The sequence below is a fragment of the Salinispora fenicalii genome (assembly GCF_000514815.1).
In the GTDB taxonomy this organism is placed as follows: Bacteria; Actinomycetota; Actinomycetes; order Mycobacteriales; family Micromonosporaceae; genus Micromonospora; species Micromonospora fenicalii.
Genome location: NZ_AZWQ01000016.1, coordinates 132,267 through 155,970 on the forward strand (window position 1 = coordinate 132,267; position 23,704 = coordinate 155,970).

Sequence of the window (23,704 nt, forward strand, 5' to 3'; positions counted from 1 at the left end):
CAGGTAAGCGGGTCGGGTGCCGCAGCGATCACCCGCTGAATGCCGTCAGGGCCACCCGCAGCTCGACCGGCAGGTCAACCGGCACAGGGCCGTCCGGGGTACGACGTAGACACGCCACCGTCTGCTGGCCCCGAGCGACCTCCCGCCCTCCACGACGGAACTCGAAGTGCATGCCCAGCCGGTGCCCGTGCTGCCCGTCCACGCGCATCCGGACTTCTATCTCATCTAGGCCGAAGCACTCCTCGTAGTAGTCCATGCCGCACGACACGGTCACCAGGACCAGGTCGCCCCGACGTATTTGATCTAGGACGGCGGGTGCGTGGTCACCGAGAAACCGCTCCCGGCAGTGCCCCTGCCAATGTAGGAAGTGCGCGAAGTAGACGTTCCCCACGACATTGGTCTCGTCCAGGGTCACCACGTGTCGATGGACGTACCACCTACTCATGTCGCCCCAATCTGGTCGCCACCGCCACCACCACCTGCTTCGCCTCTTCGCCCCAGGCCAACGCGGTCGTCACCGCCACGTCCTGCCCCGTTGAGACGAGCAAGCCGTCCGGCTCCGCCTCGCCGTGCGCCAGTGCCTGGTCCGGATCGACGCCGAGCTTGACCAGAGCCTCCCGAGCGGCCCACAACCGGGTTGTGGCTACCTCTGGGGCGTCTCCGGTGTGCTGCCGGAGATCGTCCACGGTCACCCGCGCGGAGGCGTCCAGCAACCCTGCCAGCGACCGGTCCGTCACCGGCTCCCAGTCCACTCCCACCGGACGGTCACTGAGCGCGACGAGCACCTGCCCGTCGGCGTAGCTCGCGCTGGCATACCGGCCGGGCACGTGAAGCGCGCCGGACGGCTTGTGGCCCAGCTCCGACTCGGGCAGGGCGAGATGCTGAGCCACCAGACCGCGCGCACCCTCCGTCTCGCGCCGGCCCGCTCCCACGACGAACTCAACTGCGTCGACCGCACCGACCTCGATTAACCGACGACTCAGCCACGGAGCAACCAGTTCCACGCCAAGTCGGCCGCAGTCCCGGGCCGCGATGAACTCCGGGTTCTCGCCGACCGCTCGCAGCCGCAAGCCCCGCCACCGCGCTACCGGACTACCGGAGCGGGTGACGTCGACGTCGAAAACGTACTCGTCCGCGCTATGCCACATCTCCCACGCCTCGACGGTGAGTAGACCGCGCAGTGGCTGCCAAACGACCACCTCGGCCGCACCCACCGGCAGTACCCGGCGGTGCGGCGCACAGGCGAGCAGCGTGTGAATCACCGCGTCGTGCCCACCCGGGCAACCGAGCAGCAGATCCTGACCGAGGAACGACGCGAACCAGCGCTCCGAATCGCTGGCCTCGATCACCGCGCGCACCCCGAACGCCGAAACCGATTCCGCGCAGACGAGACGACGCATCTGTCCCTTATGAAAGAGCACCGATTCATACCAGGGATGAGCGACGTTCTCCTCCGGTCCGGCCGTCTCCACCCGCGAGCACGGCCGGGACTCCTCGCCGCCCCCCGCGCTACTCGCCGGGGGCGCCGGGAGTTGTCCGACCACCGTCCCGCTAAACCGGTCAGTAGCGAAACCGTCGGTGTCCGCGCGAATCACCACTGCGACATCCGTCCCGCCCACATCGGCCAGCGCCGCCACCCGAATCCGCCTCGTGTGGAGCTCGGGAATGTCGATCGGCGCGGCGAAGCGGACGTCCCGAATCGCCCAACCGGCCCGGTTCCCGAGGGTTAACGACGCCAGCTGCACCATTGCCTCCAGACCCAGCACGGCGGGCAGCAGCGACACATCGCCGACACGGTGATCCCGTAAATACGGGTCCGCGCCGGCCGACAAGACCGCCTCGGTCACCGTGGCAACCTGTCCAATCCGGCTGACCATGACTTCAGCGAAGCGCAGTCGACCCAAATCGGGAGCGTCAGGGGCGGGCTGTGGACTCAACGTGGCGGATTCGGGAAACGCCGCCGTACACAGCACGGTCACCGGAGCGGTCGGATCGGTGAGGATTCGCCACAGCGCCGCGACACCGTCATCGGGGGCGATGCCGCCAACCCCGCGCCTACGCAGCGAATCGAGTACGTCTAGACGGACCCCCATACCGATCCCGGACCAGACCGACCACTCGATGACGTGCGCCCGAACCGCCGGGTGATCGCCGGCCCACCGTTCCACCTCATGACGCAGCCAGTCGTTACCGACACAGTAGGCGGCCTGCCCGGCCAACCCCTGACGGCCGATGATGGAGCCAAACGCCAGCACCAGACGTAGGTCCGGCCCCGCGGCGGTGAGCAGTGACTTGAGCCCGTCCACCTTGCCGCCCAGGTGATCCTGAAGCTCCTTCGCCGAGACCTGTGAAAGCTGCGCCGGCCGGTTAATTCCGGCACCATGCACAACCGCCCGGACCGCGCCGAGCCGCCCCGCACCGGCCACCACCGCCCGTACCGCCTCGGGGTCGGTCAGATCGGCTCGCTCATAGTGCAGCCGGTCGTCGCCGAGGACCACACTCAGCCGCCGCAGCGCTTCGCCCGTTTCGGCGTCCTCAATGGGGCGCCGCCCGAGGACCAAGAGCCGACATCCGGTTCGTTCGGCGATCGCCGCCGCGGCGAAAGCCGTGATGCCAGTGGCACCACCGGTGACGATACACAGATCGTCGGGGCCGAGCGGCACCTCCCGCGACCCGTCGGCCGGGCGATGCAGGGAGGTGACCAGCCGCTGGACGCCGCGGGGCCCGACCCGTAGCTCCCCGTATCCGGCCGGCACCGCCAACACGGCCAGCCTCGTGATGTCTTCAGGGGAGGTAGCTTCGAGCACTGTCACCGCGCTGCCCGGAAGTTCTGCCGCGACCGAACGGCCGACAGCGGCGGCGGCGGGATGGCCGTCGTGCACGATCGCCAGCCGGGCCGGCTGCTCGACGGCGATCCGCGTCAGGGCGGCAGCTACCTCCACGGGTCCGTCGTCTGGGCCGAGTGCGACAGCTAGTCCGTGCGACGCTGCTGTCTGCTCAGACACGGCGGGGAAGACCGCGTGCAAGGGGTGGCCCACCGGGGCCTCGACCCGCCACCGTACGCCGCTGGTGGCCATCACAGTGTTCTCCACCGGCACCCAGTCGTGCCGGAACAGCCGTACCCAGGGTGCTACGCCCTGGACCGGTTCCTCCTCATCATCAGCGGCGGGCAGCTGTGCGAGCACCTCCGCCGCCTCGGCGACGGTCGCCTCGGCCAGCGACAGTGGCGCAGAAGGTGGCTGCCGGCCCATCGCCGATGCGACCGCGGCGACGGTGCGGGCGATCCGCAGTGAGTTCAGATGCAGGTCACCGAGGAGTCTGGTTGCCGGGGCAATGCTCGTCACCGGTAGTTCCAGCTCGGTGGCGAGGTGGGCGCGCAGCTGGTGGAATGGGTCCACCTCGGGTGGAGTCGGCGCCGGCCGAGCGGAGGTGGTCCTCACCACCGCATCTGCCACGCTCGACAGCTGCTCGACTCGACCCGGATGGGGAACGGGTTCCGCGTCGGTCGACACCGATCCCGCCCCGGGCAGCCCGGCGGCGGAGATGCCGGAACCACACGGGCTGCTGAGAAATGACATGGCCGTCCCTGGCCGGAGCGGGCGATAGAGCCGCCCCGCGTACCAGGCGGTGAGATCGCCAGCGCCGGCGGCAACGACAGCAGCGGTGGCGAGGGCAAGTGAACGGGCTGAACCCCCGCAGTCCAGGCTGACCGCCGGTACGGCCGAGAACCTGGCAGCAAGCCGGGACAGCATGGTCCCCGGACCTGCCTCGACGAGCAGGTCACACTGTTGGCCAAGCGCGCGAGCTGCAGCGACGAACCGCACCGGGGCGGTGAGCTGATGGGTGAGCAGGGCCACCAGGTCGTCGCTTTCGCGCAACGCCTCTCCGGTCACGCTGGATACGACCGGCCACGACCGTCGGGGAAATCCGACCATGTTCAGCTCGGCGGCCCAGGCCGGCTGGGCAGGTCCCATCGCCGGGCTGTGGAAGCCGTACGACACCGGTAGTCGAACCGCCTCGATGCCGCTGTCCCGTAGTGCCGCCTCCAACCCGGCAAGGTTCTCGTCGGCGCCGGCGAGCACGGTACGGTCCGGAGCGTTGAGGGCCGACACCACAAGACCGTGCTCGGTCGCCAACCGGACCGCCCGCGCCTCGTCGACGGAGAGACTCACCATGCCCGTGCCCGCCATACCGTGCCGCGCCATGACGCGGCCCCTGACGGCGACCAACTGGATAAGCCGGTCCATGTCCACAGCACCAGCCCAGGCAAGGGCGGTCAACTCGCCGAGGCTGTGCCCGACCGCACCGACTGGGGCGCAGCCGAGTTGATCCAGCCAGGCCAGCCCGAGGAGTGACTGCCACACCACGGCGGGTTGTGCCGCCTCGGTGCCGGATGCCCCGGTGTCCGCGGGCCGTTCGGGCAACTCGCGGAGTAGCCGGGCCAGTGGGCCGGGGTCGTGCCGCACAGGGGCGCCTTGGCCGGGCAGGAGCAGCCCCACTCGCGCCGGCGGTCCACCACCCAACGCCACGCCGGCGCTCTCATCGACCAGGACGCGGCCGTTCCACGTAGCTAACAACCTGGCCGCGGCGCGGGCCGCGGCGGTCAGCTCGTCGGCGTCCTGGACGACCAGGGCGCAGCGGATCCTGGCTGTTCCCCCGGCTGCAGCGCTGAGAGTCGCCGCGACGTCACCGACCTCGGCGTCGCTAAGCATCGCGCCCCAGTCGACAAGACGGTCGAGTTGCTTGGTCAACTCACCTCGGTCGGCGGCTTCGAGCAGCACGATCTCCGGTTGGATCGGGGGGTGTGCCCAGGCCTGGGCCGAGGCGGAAATCCGGCGGTGGCCGGCAGCGGCACCGGACGCGCCGCTCTCCACCACGACGTGACTGTTGATCCCGCCGAACCCCATCGCGGAGACGCCGGCTGTCAGCCGGTGGCCCCGCCACGGCTCCGGCTCGTCGAGCACTCGCAAGGTGGCGTCTGCCCCGCGAAGCAGGGGGTGCGGTGTGTGGCAGCCTGTGGTCGGCGGAAGAATCCGGTGATACACGGCGAGAACAGTCTTGATCAGTGCCGCCGCGCCAGCGGCCGCCTTCGTGTGGCCGATGTTTGCCTTCACTGAGCCGAGCGCCGCGGCGCCGGTCGCATCGCGCCGAATTCGGGTCAGCGTTTCCAGCTCGACCCGATCGCCGACCGCGGTTCCGGTGCCATGCCCCTCGATGAGGCCGACGTGCTCCGGTTTCACCCCGGCCGCCTGATATGCCCGCCGCAGTGCCAGCGCCTGCCCGCCCATGTCCGGCCGGGTCAAGCCCCCGGACCCATCCGAAGACGTCGCCCAGCCGGTCAGCTTCGCGTAGACACGCAGTCCACGCCGTTGCGCCTCGTCGGCGCGCATGAGGGCAACGATGCCGCACCCCTCCCCCGGCAGGAAGCCAGTGGGTTGCTCGTCATACACACGCATCTGCCCGTGGGCGAGCGCGCCGAGGCGGGCGAAGCCGATCATCTCCAGCGGGTCCAGGGACAGGTCGACACCACCGGCGAGGGCGAAGTCCAGCTCGCCGGAGAGCAACGCGTTGGCCGCGGTGATGACGGCGAGCAAACTCGACGCGCAGGCACCATCGACTGTGTATCCAGTACCGTGAAAGTCAAAGTGGTTGCAGATGCGGCCAGCGATGGTGTTACTCAGTGCCCCTGCCAGTGACTCGTCGCCCGGCTCCGGGAATGCAGCGGCGATCCGGTGCCAGGCCTGATCGAGTACTTGTGCGGCGACCGCGGAATCCACTCTGGTGTCGTGTAAGGCGGCCTCCACCGATCGGCGAACAAACGGCCAGTGCATCCGCACCAGGCCCGCCCGGCTGAATTCGCCGGTGAGCGAGTTGCCGAGCACAACACCGACGCGGTCGGCGTCCAGGTCGGCGCCCCCGGGGAATCCGGCGTCCGCCAGGGCCGCCCCTGCCGTCTCCAACGCCAGCCAATGCGCATGATCCGCAGCTCGCCAGCCAACCCCGGACACGCGGAAGGCCTCGCGGTCGAAGTGCCAGTCCCGTAGCAGTGCGGCGCGGCGGACGTACGTCGAATCCGGCGCGTGCGGCGCTCCGAGCCGGTGCGCGGGGTCCAGCCGCTCGGCCGGGATCGCCCGAAATGCGCGGCGGCGGGCCAACACCGAGCGCCACAGTTGCGTGGGATCGTCGGCATCGGGATAGCGGCAAGCCATGCCGACCACCGCGATCTGCCGTTCGTTCGCCCTCATGCGGCTGCCTTCCCCAGGCGAGTCCGCCGGGCCCGAATCAGCCGGTGGCGATCGACCAGCAGCAGGCCCGCCCGAAGGGTGCAGGTGATGACCAGAGCGAGGAACAGTCCGTACGAGACGTGTGCAAGTACCAGCAGGCCGTAGACGGCCGCGGTGCACAGCCCGAACCACACCTGATTGCCCCGGGCACGGGGTGTGGTACCAGGATCAGTGATCATGTAATTGGTGAAAAGGATGAAGGCCAGGCCAGTCATCGGCAGTAGCGCGGCGACGAAGTCGTGGTCGAAGAGGACCGCTCGCAGTAGCGCCTGCCCGACGAAGCCGGCCAGCCAACCCAGGATCAGCGGCATCTTTCCAGTGAGCTTGCCGTTGAGCAGCGTGCCGGCCATGAGGACGCCGAGCGGCAGCAGCCAATCCAGCGCCCCGGAGATCCCAGCGGTGAAATGATAGGGCGGCGCGATGCTGACCCAGGGAAAGAGCAGGAGAGTCAGCGCGATGCCGGCGTTGGAGGGGTTGAGCACGTGCCGCGGCCGACCATCGACTCGGATCCGCAGGATGTGCCGGGAGGCCACCGCCGTGGCGATGGCGAACAGGTACGGCCAGGGCGAGGAGTTGCCGTAGAGCAGCATCGCGCAGGCCAGCGCGCCGATGTGGGTGGGTAGGAGGTAGTCCACCAGCTGCCCGAAGCCACCGAGGAAGGCCGCCGGGCGCCGTTCGACACGGGCTTGGAACGTTTCCAGAGTCAGATCAAGGGCATAACCCAGCAGAAGGGTCAAAACCGGCGTCACTGGTGCCTGCTCGAACCCGAGGAAGAGGTGGCCGAGCAGGGTGAGAATCGTGATGGACAGGGCGAAGCGACGCAGGGCTTTTACTCGGAGCTCTCCCGGAGCAGTGGATATCACAGCGCACACCGTTTCGTCGGCGGGTGAGACGGGGCTGAAGGGCCGCTTAGCCGGCTAGCGCGTTGGGGAGAACAGCGCCCGGCCGGCGCGACGGATTTCGGTATCTCTGTCATTTCTGCGCCATCCCTCTCTGACTATCCGCGTATAAGCGCCGCTCGTCGCGAAGAGTCGGAAGCAATCGGTCCCGGTGCGGCCGCATTCCTACGGCAATCGGAAAGTCCGTTGTAGATCGCTTAACCCCCGGCGTACTTCTTCCGCCTTGCGCTACGTCGATGGTCGACGCACACAAGAGATCAGTCGGTCACGGATCGTTCGGCAGGTCATACCGGCGTCGGTCCCGGCTGGCCTGCAGGTCGGACCGCAGCTGCATGACCTGCCCGCGCAGCTCGCCAATGATCAGCTGTGCACTCTCCCGGACGCTGGCCACCTCATCTCGCGCCTCTTGGCGAATTCGGGCAATCTCGGCCCGGTGCTCTTGGAGTAGGCGCTGACGGTCGTCCCGGGCCTCGTCGAGGGTGCGCTGCCAGCGTTCCAACAGCTCGTTTCGTTCCGAGATGATCGCGGCCCGGGCCTTTTCGTGGGCCGCGGACAGGGCCTGCTCTACAACGAGGGCGTCGTCGCGCGCTTCCTCGGCGAGACGGGCCTCCTCGCGGCCGCGCTCAACCTTGGTGACGTGCCGGGTGCCCAGGTAGGTCAGGATCGCGGTGCAGACGGCAGCGATGGGTGTTCCCAGGGACTGCCAGTCCACCGTCAACTCCTCCGGTTCACACTCGACTCTGGCCTCCGCACACGCGACGATCCGTGGTCAGTTCGTCGCGAACCAAGCGAGGGCCAGCTTGGAAAGCCAGATAGCAGACCGCCAGTCGGCCAGCATCGACTCCACGGCCGCGAACACCCGCCAGCTCGCCACCAGCCTTGCCGCGCCCCGGGGCCCCGTGATCGGGAAGGTCAGAGTCGTAGCCCCAGACCCGGGCGGTGTCGGCATACCGGCAGGAACTTCCTTAACCACAGCCGGCCCGGCACCGGCACCACCTCGACATCGAGCAGGTGGCACCGGATGCCAGACAATCTGGCCTGGGCCGTCGGCTGGGCGTATCGCAGGCAAATCAGGAGGGCTATGGACCTCTTGGCCGTGGTGAGCGGCCTCTGTCGGTCCCGCTCACTCGTCCAGGTGCCCGCCGGCAGATTCCGTGCGCGATGGCCAGGGCTCACCGAACCAGACATTCGCTGCCTCCGTCACCTGAGCGTGCGACTCCTTTCTACGCGTCGCCGGGCCAAGGCGACTTCTCGCGGATTGTCCTTGCTGATTAAGGTCGGGACGCGGCCGCGAGCACCGCCGCGGCCAGGTCGGTGTCACGGTCGGCCGGCACCGGGCGCAGGTTCAGCAGCAGCCGACCGTCCCGCAGATCCCCCACCACGGCCGGACCACCCCGGCGCAGCCGTCCTGCGAGCCGTTGATCGATGGCGACCGCATAGCTGCGCAGGCGGCTGCTCGCGTCACCGAGCACCGTGACGTGGGATTCGACCAGGTCGGCGGTGACTCCCCCAGCCCGCAGTGCGCCAACCAGCCACTCAGCCCGGGCCCTCAGGTCAGTGTGAGCCGTCCGGACGGCGGCGAGCGTGGGGGTACCGCCGTCGACAATGGTCGCGCACAGGGCGGCGAGGGCCAGCTTGTCCGCCTGCATCGCTCGGGCTAGTGGGTGCCGTCGCACCTGCTCGATGACGGCCCGCTCGCCGATCAGCAGCCCGGTCTGCGGCCCACCCAACAACTTGTCGCCACTAGCGGTGACCAGTGTCGCTCCCTGTCGCAGCGCAGTCTCCGCGTCCGGTTCACCAGGCAGCGCCGGCTCCGGGCGGAGCAGACCCGAGCTGATGTCGGCGATCACTGGGACACTCAGGCCGGCCAAGGCCGTCACATCCGGCCTACCGCACACTCCGTCCGAGACGCCCCGGGCCGGGACCAGGGTGAGCACGCACCCAGTGCCGGACCACACGGCTTGTCGGTAGTCATCCAGAACCGCGCCGTCCGCGGTACCAACGGGGCAGAGCCGGGATCCGGTCGAGGTGAGCAGTTCGGGCAGCCGGAAGCCATCGCGAATCTCGTACAGTTCCCGTCGGCTGATCACCAGCTCCCGACCGGGCGCGAGCACGGTTGCGGCGAGTGCCAGCGCCGCCGGGTTGCTGTTGACCACGTACGCCGCAGCGGCCGTCGGCACTGCCGCGAGCAGTGCGGCCACCGTTTCCCGCCCGCGACGCCCCCGCTGCCCGGTGTTCAGGTCGTACTCCAAGTCGATGCAGCCAAAGGCCGCCTCAACTGCCCGCCGGGCCGAACCGGACAGCACCGCCCTACCGAGGCTGGGATGCACCAGAACGCTGGTGGCGTTGATGAGGTGGCGGGTCGCATCGGTCGTACCCCCGCCCAGCGAAGCGACCCTCAACAGGTCCCAGGTGCCTTCGCCGTGTGTGCGGACAACCGTTGTCGCCGGTGGCAGGTGGCCGTCGATCCTGGCCGGCATCGCGGTGGGCTGCCTCGTCTGGGCCCTCATCGCGTGGTCACCCTGCCATCATCATGCAGCACGAGTTCGTGCCGACCCGACCCCAGACTGACCTGCGCGGTCCGCACCCCGTCCGCCGTACGCCAGGACACGACGAACGGAGTGATCCCGTCGACGGCGAAGAAAAGCTCGGGGCTGGATACCCCGGCGTGTCCATTACTGGGATAGAGCTGGGCCCGTAGATCCGGCCGGCCACCGCCTGGCCTGGCGACCACGGACGCGCCGAGAGCGATGGTGGGCTGCCGTCCGCCCTCACCGGCCCGCTTCAGGACCAGTGTCGACTGGCTGGTCGACCGGGACCTGTTCAACACCAGTCGGCTGTCCTGCCACTGGTTGGCCACCAGCGCGTCCGGGCGACCGTCGAAGTCCACATCCCCAATGGCGATACCACGACTGACATCTAGGTAGCCCAGCCCGCTCTGCGCGGCGATGTCGACATACCGTCCGTCATGTCGCGTCCAGAGTACGTTGGCCTGGTGGCCCGAGATATCGTCGCCGGGGCGAAAGTGGGGCCAGGCCCACGGGTGTTGGAGCAGCTGATCATTGATCATAGCAAGTTCTTGGAGTTCGGGCCAGCGCCACCGTTTCCCGGCCACGAAGCCAGTTGCCTGCAGCAACTCGTCATTGCCGTCACCGTCGAAGTCAACCGCCTTGACGTCCCAGGCCCACCCGCTTCGGGAGAGGCCCAGCGCCTCGCTACGATCTTCGTAAGGCAGCCGACCGTCGAGCAGATCTGTGCCCGGTCCAGTCGGGATAAAGGCGAAGTTGCTTTCCTGTAGACCCCATGGGGTGGTGATGTTGCTGACCACGATCGTGGGCAATTCAGCGCCGTCCGGGTAGGTGTAGGTCACACCCATGCCCTTGAAGGAACCACGGCCCAGCACCTTGGATTTCGGCAATAGCGCGGTCCGCTTTCCAACGACCGGACGCAGGTCCAGCTGCCCCGGTCTGGAGTGGTTCACCAACAGGTGATCCGGGCCAAAGTCGTTGGCGAGGTAAATCTCCGGCAGCAAGTCCCCAGTCAGGTCCTGCATGCCGAAGGCGAGCGTCCACGACCGCGCGACACGATCCGGCACGCCGATGGACGCGTCGAGCCAGGCTGGTGCCGTGTCCGGGGGCCCGGGGCGGGAGAGAAAGGCTCGGTTCGTCCCACCGTTGCCGGCGTCCGCCATACTGGCCTGCATTCGCATCCGCCCGTCTCCGGCTGCCCCCGGATCAAGCACGCGGGCGCCATCGGGAAAGTAGTTACCCGCCAAAACGTCAGGCGCGCCGTCGCCGTCTAGGTCTCCCACGACTAGCGCGGTGGTGTTCCAGACCTGCGGTGGCTGGACCAGTTCCACCGGATGCCAGCCAACACCGACCCGCAAGAATTGCACCGGCGATCGGCCCCAGTAGTAGACGATCAGGTCGCTGTCGCCGTCCGCGTCAAGGTCCGTCGGAACACAACCCATTGGCGCGATGTGGTCCATCGGACCGGGTGGAGGAGTCAGGGACGCTGCTGGATACCGATCACCGGTTCCGGGCACCGGGAAGACCCGAACTGAGTCATCCCTCGGGTCGACCAGGCACACATCGTCGTGGCGTCGATTACCGTCGGCGTCGAGCAGCGCAACCGCGGCGCCCACGGCGGAGATCCAGGACCGGATTCCCGACAAGTCAGGCGCGACGACACGAACATGCTGGGCCTGCGCGGGGGCGGTGTTCAGCGGGCGCACCTCGAAGGCGAAGCGAGCAGCCACGACGTCCGTCTCGCCAGGATCAGGCGAGGGCCGGACGGTGAACATCCCGATAGCGGCGACCACGACCATCGCCAATGCTCCGGGCAGCATGCGACGTGGTGACATGGACATGGTTTCTCCTTTGATCGTAACGGCGACAGCGGCCGGCAGAACTGGGGCTCAGCCGAGCGCAGCAGTGAAACGGCGGCGAATCTCCCATTGCCACCACCGGTAGGACTCGATTTCGGGACCGAGGGCGCGGGCGGACTCGTAGGAGTCGCGCGCCCAGGTAGTGGCGGTGTGTCCCGACACCCCGGTGAGCGTGCCGACGGCCGCCTCCGTATGAGCGGGAATGTGACCTGCGGTGCGCTGTGCCTCGGCGGCGAAGACCGCGCCTTGGGCCAGGGCGGCACGATCCTCTCCACCTAGTGTGCGCAGCTGCTCGAGATGGCGAACCGTGCAGCCGCCCGCGTAGGACGCGGCGAGGCCGACGCCGGCCCACAGTTCACGTCGTAGACCGGGTGGGAACCGCTCGATTTGTCGGCTGAGTCCGGAGCCGTCACCACACTCGACGAACCAGAGGCTGCGGCCTACCCCCTGCCAAAGCACCGCCTGAACCGGGTCCTGGCGATCTGGTCGATTGGCTAGCCGGCGTATCCAACGCGGTCCTCCGAAGAAGCCGCGGGCAAAACCCGCCCCGTCCAGGGCAAGCCAGCGCAGTAGCGGATCGAGCGCCAGCCGACGATGCACCACCCGCCAGGGCAGCAGGGCGGCCGACCATCCGGCTCCGACATGGATCAGGTGCACGAAGCCCGCACCGGGACCGGCGAGCAGGTCACCCAGATGGGTATCACAGCTCCTCGAGCCGTTCCGCCGAGATCCTCGACGCGGTGTCGCGAGATCTGCCAGCCCCGCGGCCAGCGCAGCTCCCTCGTAGGCGAAGCCGCGATCGTCAGGTCGGATCCGCGCCAGTTCCGCGTGGATGTCAATCCGCCCGATCCGCCGCCGCAGCTGGTAGCCCTCGACGAAAGCGAACGCGCGGTTCTGCAAGAGCAGTCGACTGGCTGCTTCACCGCGCCGGTGCTGACGCCCGGCGAGTTCGACGATCGCAGTGGGCAGGGGTGGCACGAGCAGTCTGCCCCTGCCTTTACTGGCCTTCACCGGTACGGCCGATCGTCGGCCTGACTCCTGCCGGCGAAGGCGAGCCGGTGTCCGTAGGCGTCCCATGGGTCGTTCAGTGGCGTCACCGTAGAAAAGATGACCAGCTCACGCCTGGGTACCATGATCACTCCGTGGTGTCGTCGGGGTCAGGCCGTTGCGCGGGAGAGCCCGCACGACGAGGCCGGCGGGCGCACCCGTGCCAGTACGTGAGTCGCCCGGTGCGGTAGGCGTCGAGGTAGAAGTGCGTGGACTCATGCCAGTCCGCTAGTTCCTCATCCGTCGCCACAACGGCAAGTTCGTCGGCCCGATCAGTCAGGGCAGCCTCGATAACCCGGAAGCAGTCGACTGCGGCATCGGTCGCGTCGATCATGTGGACGTCTGTCAAACCCGCCAAGGTGAATAGGTCGATCGACCGGGGATGGCGCGGTAACGGACGCAAGCCGTCAAGGTCCCAGGCCTGCCGTTCTATTGCCGTGGTCATCCTGGGGCCCGCTGCCGTGTCGGAAAAGATCAGCCATCCCCCTGAGCGGAGCGCTCGCCGGGCATTGCGTAGCGCGGCGACCGGATCCGACAGCAGGGTGAGCGAATCGATAACGAGGGCCACGTCGTAGAGCCGATCCGGCTGCCATCGGGTGACGTCGCCCTCCATGAATGACACACCAGCCAACCCCGGACCCGCTTCGGCCCGGGCCCGGCGAGCAGTGGCGAGTTGAATGCTGTTTAGCTCCACCCCGGTCACAGAGCAGCCGGTGCGCTGATTGAGGTATCGGGCAACCGCGCCGGTGCCGGAGCACAACTCGAGTACGTGCGTCAGCGGCCCGACCCGGAACGTCGTCGCGATGGCGTCGAGCAGACGCGCACCGCCGATGTTGGTGAACTCCCACCCACCGTGGACCGGCTCATACACGGCTTTCCGCCAGAGCGGCCCGGTCACCCTGTCGTAGATAAGGTTCTTATCGCCCTCTGCTGGAACGACATCCCGCTGTGGCGCCTGTTCCGATGCTTCCGTCATTCTTTGCTCCTCCTATAGGCGCTGTGCCTGGTCACGCCGTCTGATGCCCACCCGACCGGATGGGGCGTGGTCACATTCGTCATCTGCGTCGGGTGTCGACGGGGCTGCGCACCGGGCCAAGCGGTGGCTGCTCGATGACCTTCGGCGTTCCGGCTTCGGCGACCAAGGGGCGGGCGAGTGAGGCGAGAGGCGAGTCGGAAGCCCAAACGTTCTCCGCGAGCCAGTACTCGACGGTCGTCCGAGTACGGGTGAAGACGACCTGTTCGCCGTCGGCGGACGGCACGGGGTAGCGGACACCCGGCCCTGCCTCGGTCACTACCCGCCCGGCACCATCAGGTAGCTGCTCGTAGAGCTCTTCGACCTTGGAGGCGACCATTGTTGACAGGGTTCGACCATCCCGGGTCAGCTGTGGGTTGTTGCGCTCGATGTAGTCGGGACCCGCGACCGTCGCGATCTCCTTGCTGGCTACGTCGATTCGGTAGAAGCCCCAGGTCCAGTCGCCGCCGCGAGTCGACATAAAAATGACGCTACGTCCGTCGGGAGAAAACGACGGGGCCTCGTCCCACCAACTGTCGTCGGTGAGGTTGGTAATCCGGCCGCTGTCGAGCTCCAGCACGAGCAAGTTCGCCTCGAAGGGCTCGGTCTCGCTGCGGAACACCAGGCGCCGTCCATCTGGGGCGAAGGAGACGGGCGCGTGCAGTCCACGTAGGTCAGCACGGTCGGTTGTCCAGAGCCGTACCCGGCCGCTGGGCACGTCGACGGTCGCGATCTCCCATCGAGAGCTGGGGTCGGGCCGGATCGTGCAGGCGATCGTCCGACCGTCCGGGGACCAGGTCGGAAAAGCGGCCTCGCCAGCGGGTAGCGGCTGAGAATTCCCCGTATCCAGGTCCAGAATCCGCAATGTGGAGTGGCCGCCGACTTCGGCGCCGTAGACAATTCGGCGCCCGTCCGGAGCGAAGGACGCATAGCGGGGCTTGTGCTCCGCCGGCACGAGGTCCCGTACGGTTCTCGTTCTCCGGTCCCAGATCGCGATGCCTGCCCCCTCGTCGACCAGCCGGTGGAAGAAGAGGTGATTTCCGTCTTGCGTCCAGGTGGGCCAGCGATCGTCCGCACCGGTAACGACGAGCGGGTCGCCGACACCATCACCGAGGCGCTGCACCCAGATAACGGACCGCCCCTCGTTACTGCGGGAAAAGGCGACCGCCGGCCGGGTTGGGCAGATGGTTGGCTTGTAGTCCCACGACGAGCCGTCGGTGACCTGGATTGCCTCCGCGGTCTGGCTATCGAGCAACCACACCGCGCCCGCACCCGTGTCGTACGAGTGGCAGACGAGCCATCGCCCGTCCGGGGCCCACGAGCAGGCGCCGGCGCGTCCCGGGTTTATGGTCACCGGGCGAGGCGTGCCGCCGGTGGCCGGCACCACCAGAAAGTGCCGGCGACCCCACGAGCCGCCAACGAAGGCGATCGTGCGTCCATCCGGTGACCACGAAGGGTACTCCTCCTCGTGATCGGCCGACGTCAGCTGGCGGATTTGTCCATCGCTCAGCCGGTACAGCCAAATCGCCTTGTGGCCGCTGCGTGATGAAGTGAACGCCAACTGCCGGCCGTCCGGTGACCATTGGGCCTCTATATCGTCACCGGCCCCCCATGTACCCTGCTGCCATTTCCCTGAGCGCAGATCAAAAAACCAAAGATTGACGGAGCCATTTCTTTTCGAGGAAGCGACAAATCTACTTCCGTCCGGAGCTATGGCACCGTCCCCGGAACCGTTTGGATCGACGGCGAGTCGTCGTAGCCGAAATCCCGATCCCCCCGCCCCTGCGATACCATCGCCCCCCGCAAACCGCCTCACGGCACGAGCCGGTAACAGCGGGACGGCGCAGCAGGCCGATAAATGAACGCCCCATATACCTGCACTTCGAACCTCCTCAGTCACACCTCGACCGACTTACTGCGTCGCAGTGGATACGACGATCTAGTCCTACCTGGATTAACGAAGTACCATCTTCTTGAATCTTGCTGACACGAGCCGTTTCGCGGTCGACAACACCCATAGCATTGATTGAAACGATTCAGCAAGATCCAGGTTGATCCACTGAGGTCGCTGGCATTTAATAGCGCGAAGTGGAGGCCGGCGGGCGCCGGCCTCGGAAAGGGGTCCAAGGGATGGCTGGGCTTTCGGTGGCGACCGACATCGTGCACCCGCTGCTCACACCAGCGGCCAACACTCAGGTCTTCGACGGGTCGGTACTGCCGTGGACCCAGGTGGCCGGACTACTCGAGGCGGCCCGGTGGACCACCTCGCAGTGGAACCGACAGCCGTGGCGCTTTCTCGTTGGTCGTAAGGGCGACCGCACATACCACGAGCTACACCGCGCGCTGACGCCGACGAACCGGATAGTCGCCCGTGGCGCCGGAACGCTGATACTGGCCCTACGCCAAGCTCAGGGCGTCGACGGCGGCACGTTGGATGGCACCGAATACGAGCTCGGGCTCGCAGTTGCCCGGCTCAGCGTGCAGGCCCGGGCCACCGGCTGGCGCGCTGTGCAGCTCGGCGGATTCCGCCGGCGTCCGCTGATGGCGACCTTCGAGGTGCCGGCAGACTTCGAGCCGTTCGTCATCCTTGCCGTCGGCCGGGTGACCGCCGATGTGACCTGCGCTCGCCCACCCCGTTCCCGACTGCCTTTGGCGGAGATCGCCTTCACCAGTCGCTGGGGGACGACGCCAGGACGGTGAGCCTGATAAATATGTGGCACCAGCCATCGTCGGTCCGGTCTGTCCGGGAAGACTGGTCCACCGGCGATCTCTGCGGCGGCTACCCGGTGCGGATAGCAGGGCGGGGAGTTTGCCTACCCCAACGACGCAGCGTGCGGCGGCTCGCTACGGGTGCCCGTTACACCAGGTCGCCTGGATCGGAGATACCATCGACGGGTTCCCACAACTCGAAGCGGTTGCCCTCAGGATCGACGGCCCAACCGAACCGCCCGTTGTCGTCGGTTTCGATGCGGTGATCCACCTCGGCACCCCCGGCTTTGAGCTGGGCAAGCATGGCATCGAGGTTGACCACTCGAAAGTTCAGCATGGTCTTTTGCGCCGGCGATCCAAAATAGTCTGTATCCTCAGAAAATGGGGCGAAGACGGTCGGACCGCCCTGCTGGAACCAGTAGCCGTCAAAGTCCTCCGCCACCACTCCCAGATTGTCCCGGTACCACCGGCTCAGACCCTCTGGGTCTCGTGCCCGCAAGAAGTAGCCTCCGATGCCGCGTACCCGCTCCATCCCCATCTCCTTTCAGCCAGTGACACGATTGGTCGATGTCCTGAAACTGCGGACCAGCCAGATCTTCCTTCCACACGCTACTGCCAGTCCCCTGCAACCTCGAGCATCCACCGCAGGTCGATGAGGAAGTTCCTCCAGTCGATCTGGTGTCGTCCTGCCCGTCCCCCGACATCAAGCACGACGAGGACAGCGACTCGGACAGCTCTCGCCGTGTAGTTCCGCCGGGACTGGCTAGATCAGACCGGAAGCTTCGGTGTGCGCGTACTTGCGCGTGCCACTAGGGAAAGCAGCGAGCGGGAGAACTCGATGGGCGGGTCGAAGCGACGCTGACGGCGCAGGGCGATGTGGAAGGGTTGGTGGGACCGACCGTCCCGAGCGATCAGCGTTCGCGTACCGAAGCCGACTCGGCCGAGGGCGCCGACGGGTGCCCCGAGTATGTCGGCGACGGTCGTGACCGGGCTATACCCGACCGAGACGGTGTCGTACTCGCCGTCGCTGACCGGTGGGGTGCGCACCACGTGATTGGTTTCGATGACCTGGAAGGTCGACGGCCGCTCCCACGGGTGGTCCGTGCGGTACAGCCCGAGAAGGGCACAGTACCGTTCCTGTCGGTCCGAGGTGACCGCGCCGACCGGACCGTCTTCGGCCATCGCGCCGCTGAACTCGATCAGCTCCTGTATCGGCACATGGCCGATTCGCTTGACGACCGTGCGGAAACGGCGTGGGGACAGACCCGTCAGGTGACCGAACTGACTGATGAACGTTCCAAGACTCGAATATCCGACAGCTGAGCAGATTTCCGTCACTGACCGCCGTGAGTTCAGTAGGAGGTGCTGCGCCTCGCACATCCTGAGCGCGGTGAGAAACCGTGCCGGGGTAGTGCAGGTGATCTCTCGGAATATTCGATGAAAATGGAACTGGCTCATGGTTGCCACCCGTGCGACATCGACGAGTTGGATAGGCTGCGCCAGGTTTTCGATCATATAGTCCACAGCGCTGGCGACTGCCGTCACCCGTGTCGCACCCGTGGGTTCTATGAGGCAAAGGCCGAAGCTCGCACAGAGTTCGATTTTGTCACACTGCAAACAGTTGGCCTCTCTGATCCACCGCAAAGTGGACTGGCCACTCATGAGCCCCACCCTTCCCCGAAGGCCGCGTCGTCCGCGGCAGATCATGACGCCGATGCGTCCGTTGTGAGACTCGGGTCGACCATGTAATCGCTTTGTCCCTGGACGGCGTTGACCACCGCACGCTGAAACGGCCCCTGCGGCAGGCCGGTGCCAACGAATAGCTCGTCGGATGAGACCGCGTACCAGTTAGGCCGGGTGCGGCTGGGCCTGCTGCACCGCACGGGCGGCCGGTGCGGCGGGGTTGACGCGCGACGGCCATGGCCGCGCGGTCTCGCCGGTGTCGGGTAGCGTGAGAAGCCGGACCGCCACCGCGTGCTGCCGGGGCGACCAGTCAAGCCGTAGGGTCAACTCCTACCACCGGTTGGTCACCGCCGCGTCGGACCTGCCGTCACCGCCCACGTCATCGAAAGCCTATCCGCGCGGCGGGCGGCCCCTCCAACAGCGCCCTGACCCAGTCGCCCGGCCCGAAAGCAGCCCATCGACCGGCGGCGGACGAGGTGCCCTCGTGTGCCGATGCCGGGGGCAGTCGTGGGGCTCGGACGCCGAACTGGCGTTCACCGGCGGCCCGCCGATCACGGCGATCGGTTCGACTGCACACCAGGCCGGGGCACCGGCGTGACGTACTGGCGAGTGATGAGGCCGAGCACGGCGGCGCTCAGCGCGATCAGTGCGTTGCTTTGGTTCGGCGTCAAGCTGACCAGGTCGAAGGCGACGATCAAGTTCATCACCGCAACGACCATGGCCTGTACGAGTACGGGTTCACGGCGCAGGATCACGGCTTCTCCTTCGCGGTCAGCCGCGCTGCGGGCCACTGGTAGGACGGTCTCCCGCCCAGTGGGGCGTCGATACGGAGGCGCGTAGAGCCGAACCAGAACTGGTACTCGTCACATAAGCAACCTCTGTTGATGTCGGAGGCCTCGACGGCGCCGGGGCGTAGCTTCAGCACCCTCGAGCTCCCGGCGGGATCGGACTCCGCGGCGAAGCGGTCGCGCAGCGCCGTACCCGCCACGTCGGGGGACTCCCAGCCGTTGTGCACCGGTTCGTAGATCGCTACGTGCCACGGAACGCTGACTGCGGTGCGGTACATCATGATCTTGCCGGCCGGGCTGGATATGCCGGTCAGACTGTGAGCCATGCGGATCTCTCCAGAGGTTACGAGGGGGTCGGGAAACTGACGCCCGGCCGGAGCGGGCATCATCTGCGGCGCGTGTCAACCGGACTGCGTACCGGCCCGGTTCGGGGCCGCGCGTCGCGGGTGCCGCACTGTCGCGCCTCGCCATCCGCGAGGTCCACGACGGGGGAGCCGTCACCCCACACGTTTCTCGCCAGCCAGTACTCGACAGTGCGGTGCGTGCGGGTGAACGCGAGCATCGAGCCGTCCCGACTCGGCACCGGGTAGCGGGCGGCGGGCCCGACCGACGAGAGCACACGTCCGCTCCCGTTGGGCAGTTGTTCGAACAGATCCTCGACGCCAGAGGCGACGAGGGAATAGATGAGCGTACCGTCTGGCAGCAGGCGGGGGTTGTTCTTCTCGATGTAGTCCGGGCGGGCCAAGGTGACGATCTCGCCACTTCCCAGCTCTTTGCGGTAGAGGCCCCAGGTCCAGTCGCCGCCGCGGGTGGACATGAAGATCACACCCGCGCCGTCCGGGGTCCACGACGGCGCCTCGTCCCACCATGGGTCCTCGGTGAGCTTGGTGATCCGGCCATCCCGGACGTCCAGGACGCACAGGTCCGCCTCGAATGGCTCAGTTTCGGACTTAAAGACGAGCCGGGTGCTGTCCGGTGACCAGTCCAGCGGACCGTATAGGCCCTTGAGCCATGTGACGCCGCAGGTCCATACCGTGCTTGTGCCCGTCACAAGGTCGTAGGTCGCGATCTCCCATCGCAGCCTGCTCGCCTTCCGCGTGAGATAGGCGACGGTGCGGCCGTCCGGGGCCCACTGCGGAAACGCCGCGTCCCCGAGCAGCAGGGGCTCCGCCACCCCACCGCCGATGTCGCGGACCTTCACCGTGGATCGCCCGGTCTCCTCCATGGCGTAGATAAGTCGAGTGCCGTCGGGGGAGATGCTGCCGTACCTCGGTTGTTCGTTCGGCCCGACGACTTGTACGACCGCGTTGGTGCGGCGGTCGAGGACCCAGATGCCGACCCCGCGGTCGACGAGCCGATGGAAGAACAGGTGCTGCCCGTCGGCGGTCCAGTTCGGCCACCGGTCATCGGCCGCATCCATGGCTAACGCGCGCCCGCGGTTCGGCTCGTCGAGCCGCTGCACCCAGATCACCGAGCGTCCCTCGACACTCCGCGAAAACGCGACGACCGGGTGCGCGCTCGAAACGGTCGGTTTGTAGTCCCACGCGCGGCCGTTGGTCACCTGCCGCGGCGCACCACCATCCAGCGGCAGGATCGACACCACGCTTGCGCCGGTGTCGTAAGAGTGGCAGATCAGGCCGCTGCCGTTGGGCAGGTAGGCGCACGCGCCCGCTCGGCCGGGCTTGTCGGTCACCGGCACCGGCGGCCCGCCTGTGGCAGCTACCAGGTAGAGGTGCCGTTGTCCCCAGTCGCCCCCGACGAAAATGATCGTAGAACCGTCCGGCGACCAGTGCGGATACTCCTCATCGTGAGAGCCGAATGTAAGCCTGCTGATCCGCGCTTCGTGCACCCTGTATAGCCAGATCGCCTTATGCCCGCTGCGGGAAGAGGTGAACGCGAGGCACATGGAGTCGGGAGACCACTGCGCCTCGAGGTCTTCGCCCGCGCCGCGGGTGCCCTGGTGCCACTGCTTGGTGGCGATCTCGTAGAACCAGAGGTTAAGCGAGCCCGCGCGCCGCGACGCGGCGACAAAGCGCGAGCCGTCCGGCGAGATCGCCCCGTCGCCCGCTCCGGCCGGGTCTTCAGCGAGCCTGTGCAACTGGAACGCCGGGCCGCGCACGGGTCCCGGTTGCGGAAGCGAGCTCACCGAACCATTCATCGTGTCCTCCAGGTCACCGTTGCGATTCGTCCCAAGCTATTCGGCACGATATGCGCGGGGTGATTTTCTGGCCTTCTCATCGTTTGCGATCGCCGTGTGGGTGCTCGCGCCGTTCCCGCACGGTCTCCGGCGAAGCAAGGGGTGAGAAGTCCCCGCACACCGCCGGTGGCTAGAAACGTCAGTGGCGGCGATGTCCCGATCCGCTCGGCGTCACCGCAGTTGGGAAGTGCGCCCGGGGTCGAAGATCGCCGGTGGCCTGTAGACGTAACTATCGATTGGAGTGGTTGTTGTGACTGAGGTTCAGGATTTCGGCCGACAGCTCGGTGAATTCTCGCGCGGTCTGCTCGGTGCCACCGGCGCCGACGAGGGCACCGAGTTCGTCTCCGACGGCCGCGCCGAAAGCGAAATCCGTGGCTTCCTCGCGGAGCTACAGGAGGCGTACGCGCGGGCGGACATCGACTGGATCGTCGACTCGCTCGCCGAGGACTTCACCACCTACGAGCTCGTGGCACTGGACGGCTCGCCCGTGGTGATCCGCGAAAAGGCGGCGATGCGCGAGTACCTCACCACCCTGTTTCCCGCTAGCGGGGAGAACCAGGTGAAGTCGATCACGGCCAACCAGGTGGTGGCGACGGCGACGCTCGGCCTCATCAACGAGGAGGGCGACGTCGTGATCTCCAAGGCGGACACGACCAAGGAGCATCAGCCACTGCGGGCCAGCGCGCTCGCCGTCCGCACCGAAAACGGCTGGAAGTGGCGCCACTGGCACATGTCCGAGGCCGGCCCGCGCTTCCGCGTGAACGCGGCCGGCGTGCCGATCGACGACAACGGCCAGGTGATACCAGGTGCCCGCGTAGTGACTCAGGATGGCGTCGGTCGAGTCGTCGTCGACGGCAATGAGTCACGGCCCGGCGTCACCCGGACGTCCGGGCACACTCGCCGGGACTGAATGGCCTGCTGCGCCGGGTCCGCGGGAGATTGGACGAGACATGAGTTCTACCGTCAGCCGGATCATTCGGCCGGAACACACCACGGCGGGCACCGCGCCCGCACCGGTGACTCACGTGACCAATGGAGAGGAAAACCTGTACCCGGACTACCTCGGAAACTTCTCCAAGGGGTTGCCACACAACGAGTTCGGCGAAGTTGATCGGTCTGCTTACCGGCGGTTCGTTCGTCGGCTGTCCACTGAAGATCCAGGGCAGATCGAGGGAATTGAGCTTGACCCCTCCTGCGAGCGGCCGCTGGTCAACCCGCAGGCCGGGCTCTCGATCAATGCGATCGGTCCACGCAGCACGGACATGACCATACCGCCTGCACCCAGGATGGATTCAGCGGAGCTGTCTGCCGAGCTGTGTGAGCTCTATTGGATGGCCCTCTGTAGGGATGTGCCGTTCGCGCGGCTCACCCAAAGTGACGTGGCACAGGCGGCGGCCGATGACCTAACGAGGCTGTCGGACTACCGGGCGGTGCGCCAAAACGGTCGGGTCACACCCGGCTTGCTGTTCCGCGGTGACAGCCCGGGAGATCACGTCGGACCGTACCTGTCGCAGTTCCTCTGGCGGGATATCCAGTTTGGCACGTATCGGTTCGAGCAGCGGCAGGACACCGTGCGTCCCAACCAGGACTACATGACTACGTTCGGCACCTATCTAAAGGTGCAGCGAGGGTGGAACCGGACGTTGGCACCGTCCGAGCGTGACCAGGAAAATCGGCGCTTCCTGTACTCGCCGCGCGCTCTTGCCCACTGGCTGCACTTTGACGGCGGACCGACCCCAGCAAAGGCGTTCTTCCATGCCGGGCTGATCCTGGACAGCCTCGGTGCGCCAGTCGACGCGGGTAACCCGTACGCGGACAGCACCTCGCAGCAGGGGTTTTCCACGTTCGGGACCCCGCACCTGCTGGCGCTGGTGACCGAGGTAGCCAATCGGGCACTGCGTGCCGTGTGGTATCAGAAGTGGTTCGTGCACCGTAGGATGCGCCCCGAGGTCTTCGGTGCGCGGGTGCACCAGCGGCTAAGCGGGGTCCGGGCGTACGAGTTCATCGATCGCGAAGTCCTCGAGTCCGACGCGGTCGACCGGGTGTTCTCGAAATGGGGCTCCTACCTGCTGCCACAGGCATTCCCGGAAGGCTCGCCCATGCACCCGTCCTATGGTGCGGGCCATGGGACCGCCGCCGCGGCCGCGGCGACCGTCCTTAAGGCGTGGTTTGACGAGACTGCGGTGTTGGACAACCCAGTCCAGGCCAACGAGGACGGTACTGCGTTAGTGCCGTACGAAGGCCAGGACGCCGGCCGACTCACGGTTGGCGGAGAGTTGAACAAGCTGGCTGCGAACGTCGGCATCGGCCGTAACATCGCCGGCGTGCACTGGCGAACCGACTGGACGGAGTCGGCGAAGCTGGGTGAGAGCCTCGCGATTCAACTGCTCCGTGAGCAAAAGGCCTGGTTCAAGGAACCCCACTGGTTCACGGTAACCAGGTTCGACGGCACCACTGTGCGGTTCTGACCCGTCGGTGTACCTCAGAGCCTGCGCCGCGCGGCCGGTCGCCCTGACCGCCGCGCGGCACAGGTTGTTGTTCCATTCCACGAACGCGGATCAACGCTCCCCAACTCGAACTCGACGGTATCCAGGTTTGCCGACGCCGACTTTCACCCCGAGTGCGACCAGTGTGCCGGCCCCACACTTGTCCAACACGGCAAGCGACAACCCCGAATACAGATCCGCCGGCAACACCG

General features: G+C 67.1%; 19 protein-coding genes. 3 read left to right on the plus strand and 16 right to left on the minus strand.

The genetic code is table 11. From position 1 onward, the window contains the following. Positions 1-28: 28 nt before the first annotated feature. The 10 genes from B116_RS0106310 to B116_RS0106360 form a co-directional block, all read right to left on the minus strand. On the minus strand, positions 29-445 hold the full coding sequence (locus tag B116_RS0106310; protein ID WP_027653636.1) for an acyl-CoA thioesterase: 417 nt from the start codon (positions 443-445) through the stop codon (positions 29-31). Beyond that, on the minus strand, positions 438-6,245 hold the full coding sequence (locus B116_RS0106315) for a type I polyketide synthase (protein WP_027659523.1): 5,808 nt from the start codon (positions 6,243-6,245) through the stop codon (positions 438-440). The genes B116_RS0106310 and B116_RS0106315 overlap by 8 nt, the downstream gene beginning before the upstream one ends. Then, positions 6,242-7,147, minus strand: coding sequence for a hypothetical protein (locus B116_RS0106320; protein WP_027659524.1), 906 nt, complete (start codon positions 7,145-7,147; stop codon positions 6,242-6,244). Before B116_RS0106320 ends, B116_RS0106315 begins: the two co-directional genes overlap by 4 nt. A 301-nt stretch (positions 7,148-7,448) precedes the next feature. Continuing rightward, entirely contained in the window at positions 7,449-7,895 is a 447-nt protein-coding gene (locus tag B116_RS0106325) for a hypothetical protein (protein WP_027653633.1), read from the minus strand. A 559-nt stretch (positions 7,896-8,454) separates the two neighbouring features. Further along, positions 8,455-9,693 (minus strand): aminotransferase class V-fold PLP-dependent enzyme, encoded by a 1,239-nt coding sequence (locus tag B116_RS0106335; RefSeq protein ID WP_027659526.1) that lies wholly within the window; start codon positions 9,691-9,693, stop codon positions 8,455-8,457. Next, the gene (locus B116_RS0106340; RefSeq protein WP_027659527.1) at positions 9,690-11,552 is read right to left on the minus strand and encodes an FG-GAP repeat domain-containing protein; all 1,863 of its coding nucleotides are present in this window, start codon (positions 11,550-11,552) and stop codon (positions 9,690-9,692) included. The genes B116_RS0106335 and B116_RS0106340 overlap by 4 nt, the downstream gene beginning before the upstream one ends. Positions 11,553-11,600: 48 nt before the next feature. Continuing rightward, on the minus strand, positions 11,601-12,548 hold the full coding sequence (locus B116_RS0106345) for a DUF1702 family protein (RefSeq protein WP_033667328.1): 948 nt from the start codon (positions 12,546-12,548) through the stop codon (positions 11,601-11,603). 29 nt (positions 12,549-12,577) lie between these two features. Then, positions 12,578-12,703, minus strand: a complete 126-nt coding sequence (locus B116_RS28595) for a hypothetical protein (protein ID WP_263404859.1) — start codon at positions 12,701-12,703, stop codon at positions 12,578-12,580. 2 nt (positions 12,704-12,705) lie between these two features. Further along, the gene (locus tag B116_RS0106355; protein WP_027659529.1) at positions 12,706-13,593 is read right to left on the minus strand and encodes a class I SAM-dependent methyltransferase; all 888 of its coding nucleotides are present in this window, start codon (positions 13,591-13,593) and stop codon (positions 12,706-12,708) included. 79 nt (positions 13,594-13,672) lie between these two features. Beyond that, positions 13,673-14,983, minus strand: coding sequence for a TolB family protein (locus B116_RS0106360; protein ID WP_223874514.1), 1,311 nt, complete (start codon positions 14,981-14,983; stop codon positions 13,673-13,675). Positions 14,984-15,759: 776 nt separating this feature from the next. Between B116_RS0106360 and B116_RS0106365 the strand changes: the two genes are divergently transcribed. Continuing rightward, positions 15,760-16,329 carry a nitroreductase family protein gene (locus B116_RS0106365; protein WP_027659531.1) on the plus strand — a complete coding sequence of 190 codons (570 nt, stop codon included), beginning with the start codon at positions 15,760-15,762 and terminating at the stop codon, positions 16,327-16,329. Positions 16,330-16,486: 157 nt separating this feature from the next. On the opposite strand, the gene B116_RS0106370 is transcribed toward B116_RS0106365, so the two are convergent. From B116_RS0106370 to B116_RS0106395, 6 genes are all read right to left on the minus strand, one after another. Then, entirely contained in the window at positions 16,487-16,870 is a 384-nt protein-coding gene (locus B116_RS0106370; protein ID WP_027659532.1) for a VOC family protein, read from the minus strand. Positions 16,871-17,106: 236 nt separating this feature from the next. Beyond that, complete coding sequence (locus tag B116_RS0106375; protein ID WP_027659533.1) at positions 17,107-18,000, minus strand: helix-turn-helix domain-containing protein; 894 nt, start codon at positions 17,998-18,000, stop codon at positions 17,107-17,109. 186 nt (positions 18,001-18,186) lie between these two features. Then, the gene (locus tag B116_RS27315) at positions 18,187-18,348 is read right to left on the minus strand and encodes a hypothetical protein (protein WP_155255717.1); all 162 of its coding nucleotides are present in this window, start codon (positions 18,346-18,348) and stop codon (positions 18,187-18,189) included. 224 nt (positions 18,349-18,572) lie between these two features. Further along, a complete protein-coding gene (locus tag B116_RS0106385) occupies positions 18,573-18,776 on the minus strand; it encodes a hypothetical protein (RefSeq protein WP_027653624.1) in 204 nt (67 codons plus the stop codon). Next, positions 18,773-19,135, minus strand: coding sequence for a hypothetical protein (locus B116_RS0106390; protein ID WP_033667331.1), 363 nt, complete (start codon positions 19,133-19,135; stop codon positions 18,773-18,775). The genes B116_RS0106385 and B116_RS0106390 overlap by 4 nt, the downstream gene beginning before the upstream one ends. 59 nt (positions 19,136-19,194) lie before the next feature. After that, positions 19,195-20,967, minus strand: coding sequence for a PD40 domain-containing protein (locus tag B116_RS0106395; RefSeq protein ID WP_027659535.1), 1,773 nt, complete (start codon positions 20,965-20,967; stop codon positions 19,195-19,197). A gap of 289 nt (positions 20,968-21,256) precedes the next feature. Here B116_RS0106395 and B116_RS0106400 point away from each other — a divergent pair, with 289 nt between their 5' ends. Next, positions 21,257-21,916 carry a nuclear transport factor 2 family protein gene (locus B116_RS0106400; RefSeq protein ID WP_027653621.1) on the plus strand — a complete coding sequence of 220 codons (660 nt, stop codon included), beginning with the start codon at positions 21,257-21,259 and terminating at the stop codon, positions 21,914-21,916. A 40-nt stretch (positions 21,917-21,956) separates the two neighbouring features. After that, a complete protein-coding gene (locus tag B116_RS0106405; protein ID WP_027659536.1) occupies positions 21,957-23,474 on the plus strand; it encodes a vanadium-dependent haloperoxidase in 1,518 nt (505 codons plus the stop codon). Positions 23,475-23,704: the final 230 nt, after the last annotated feature.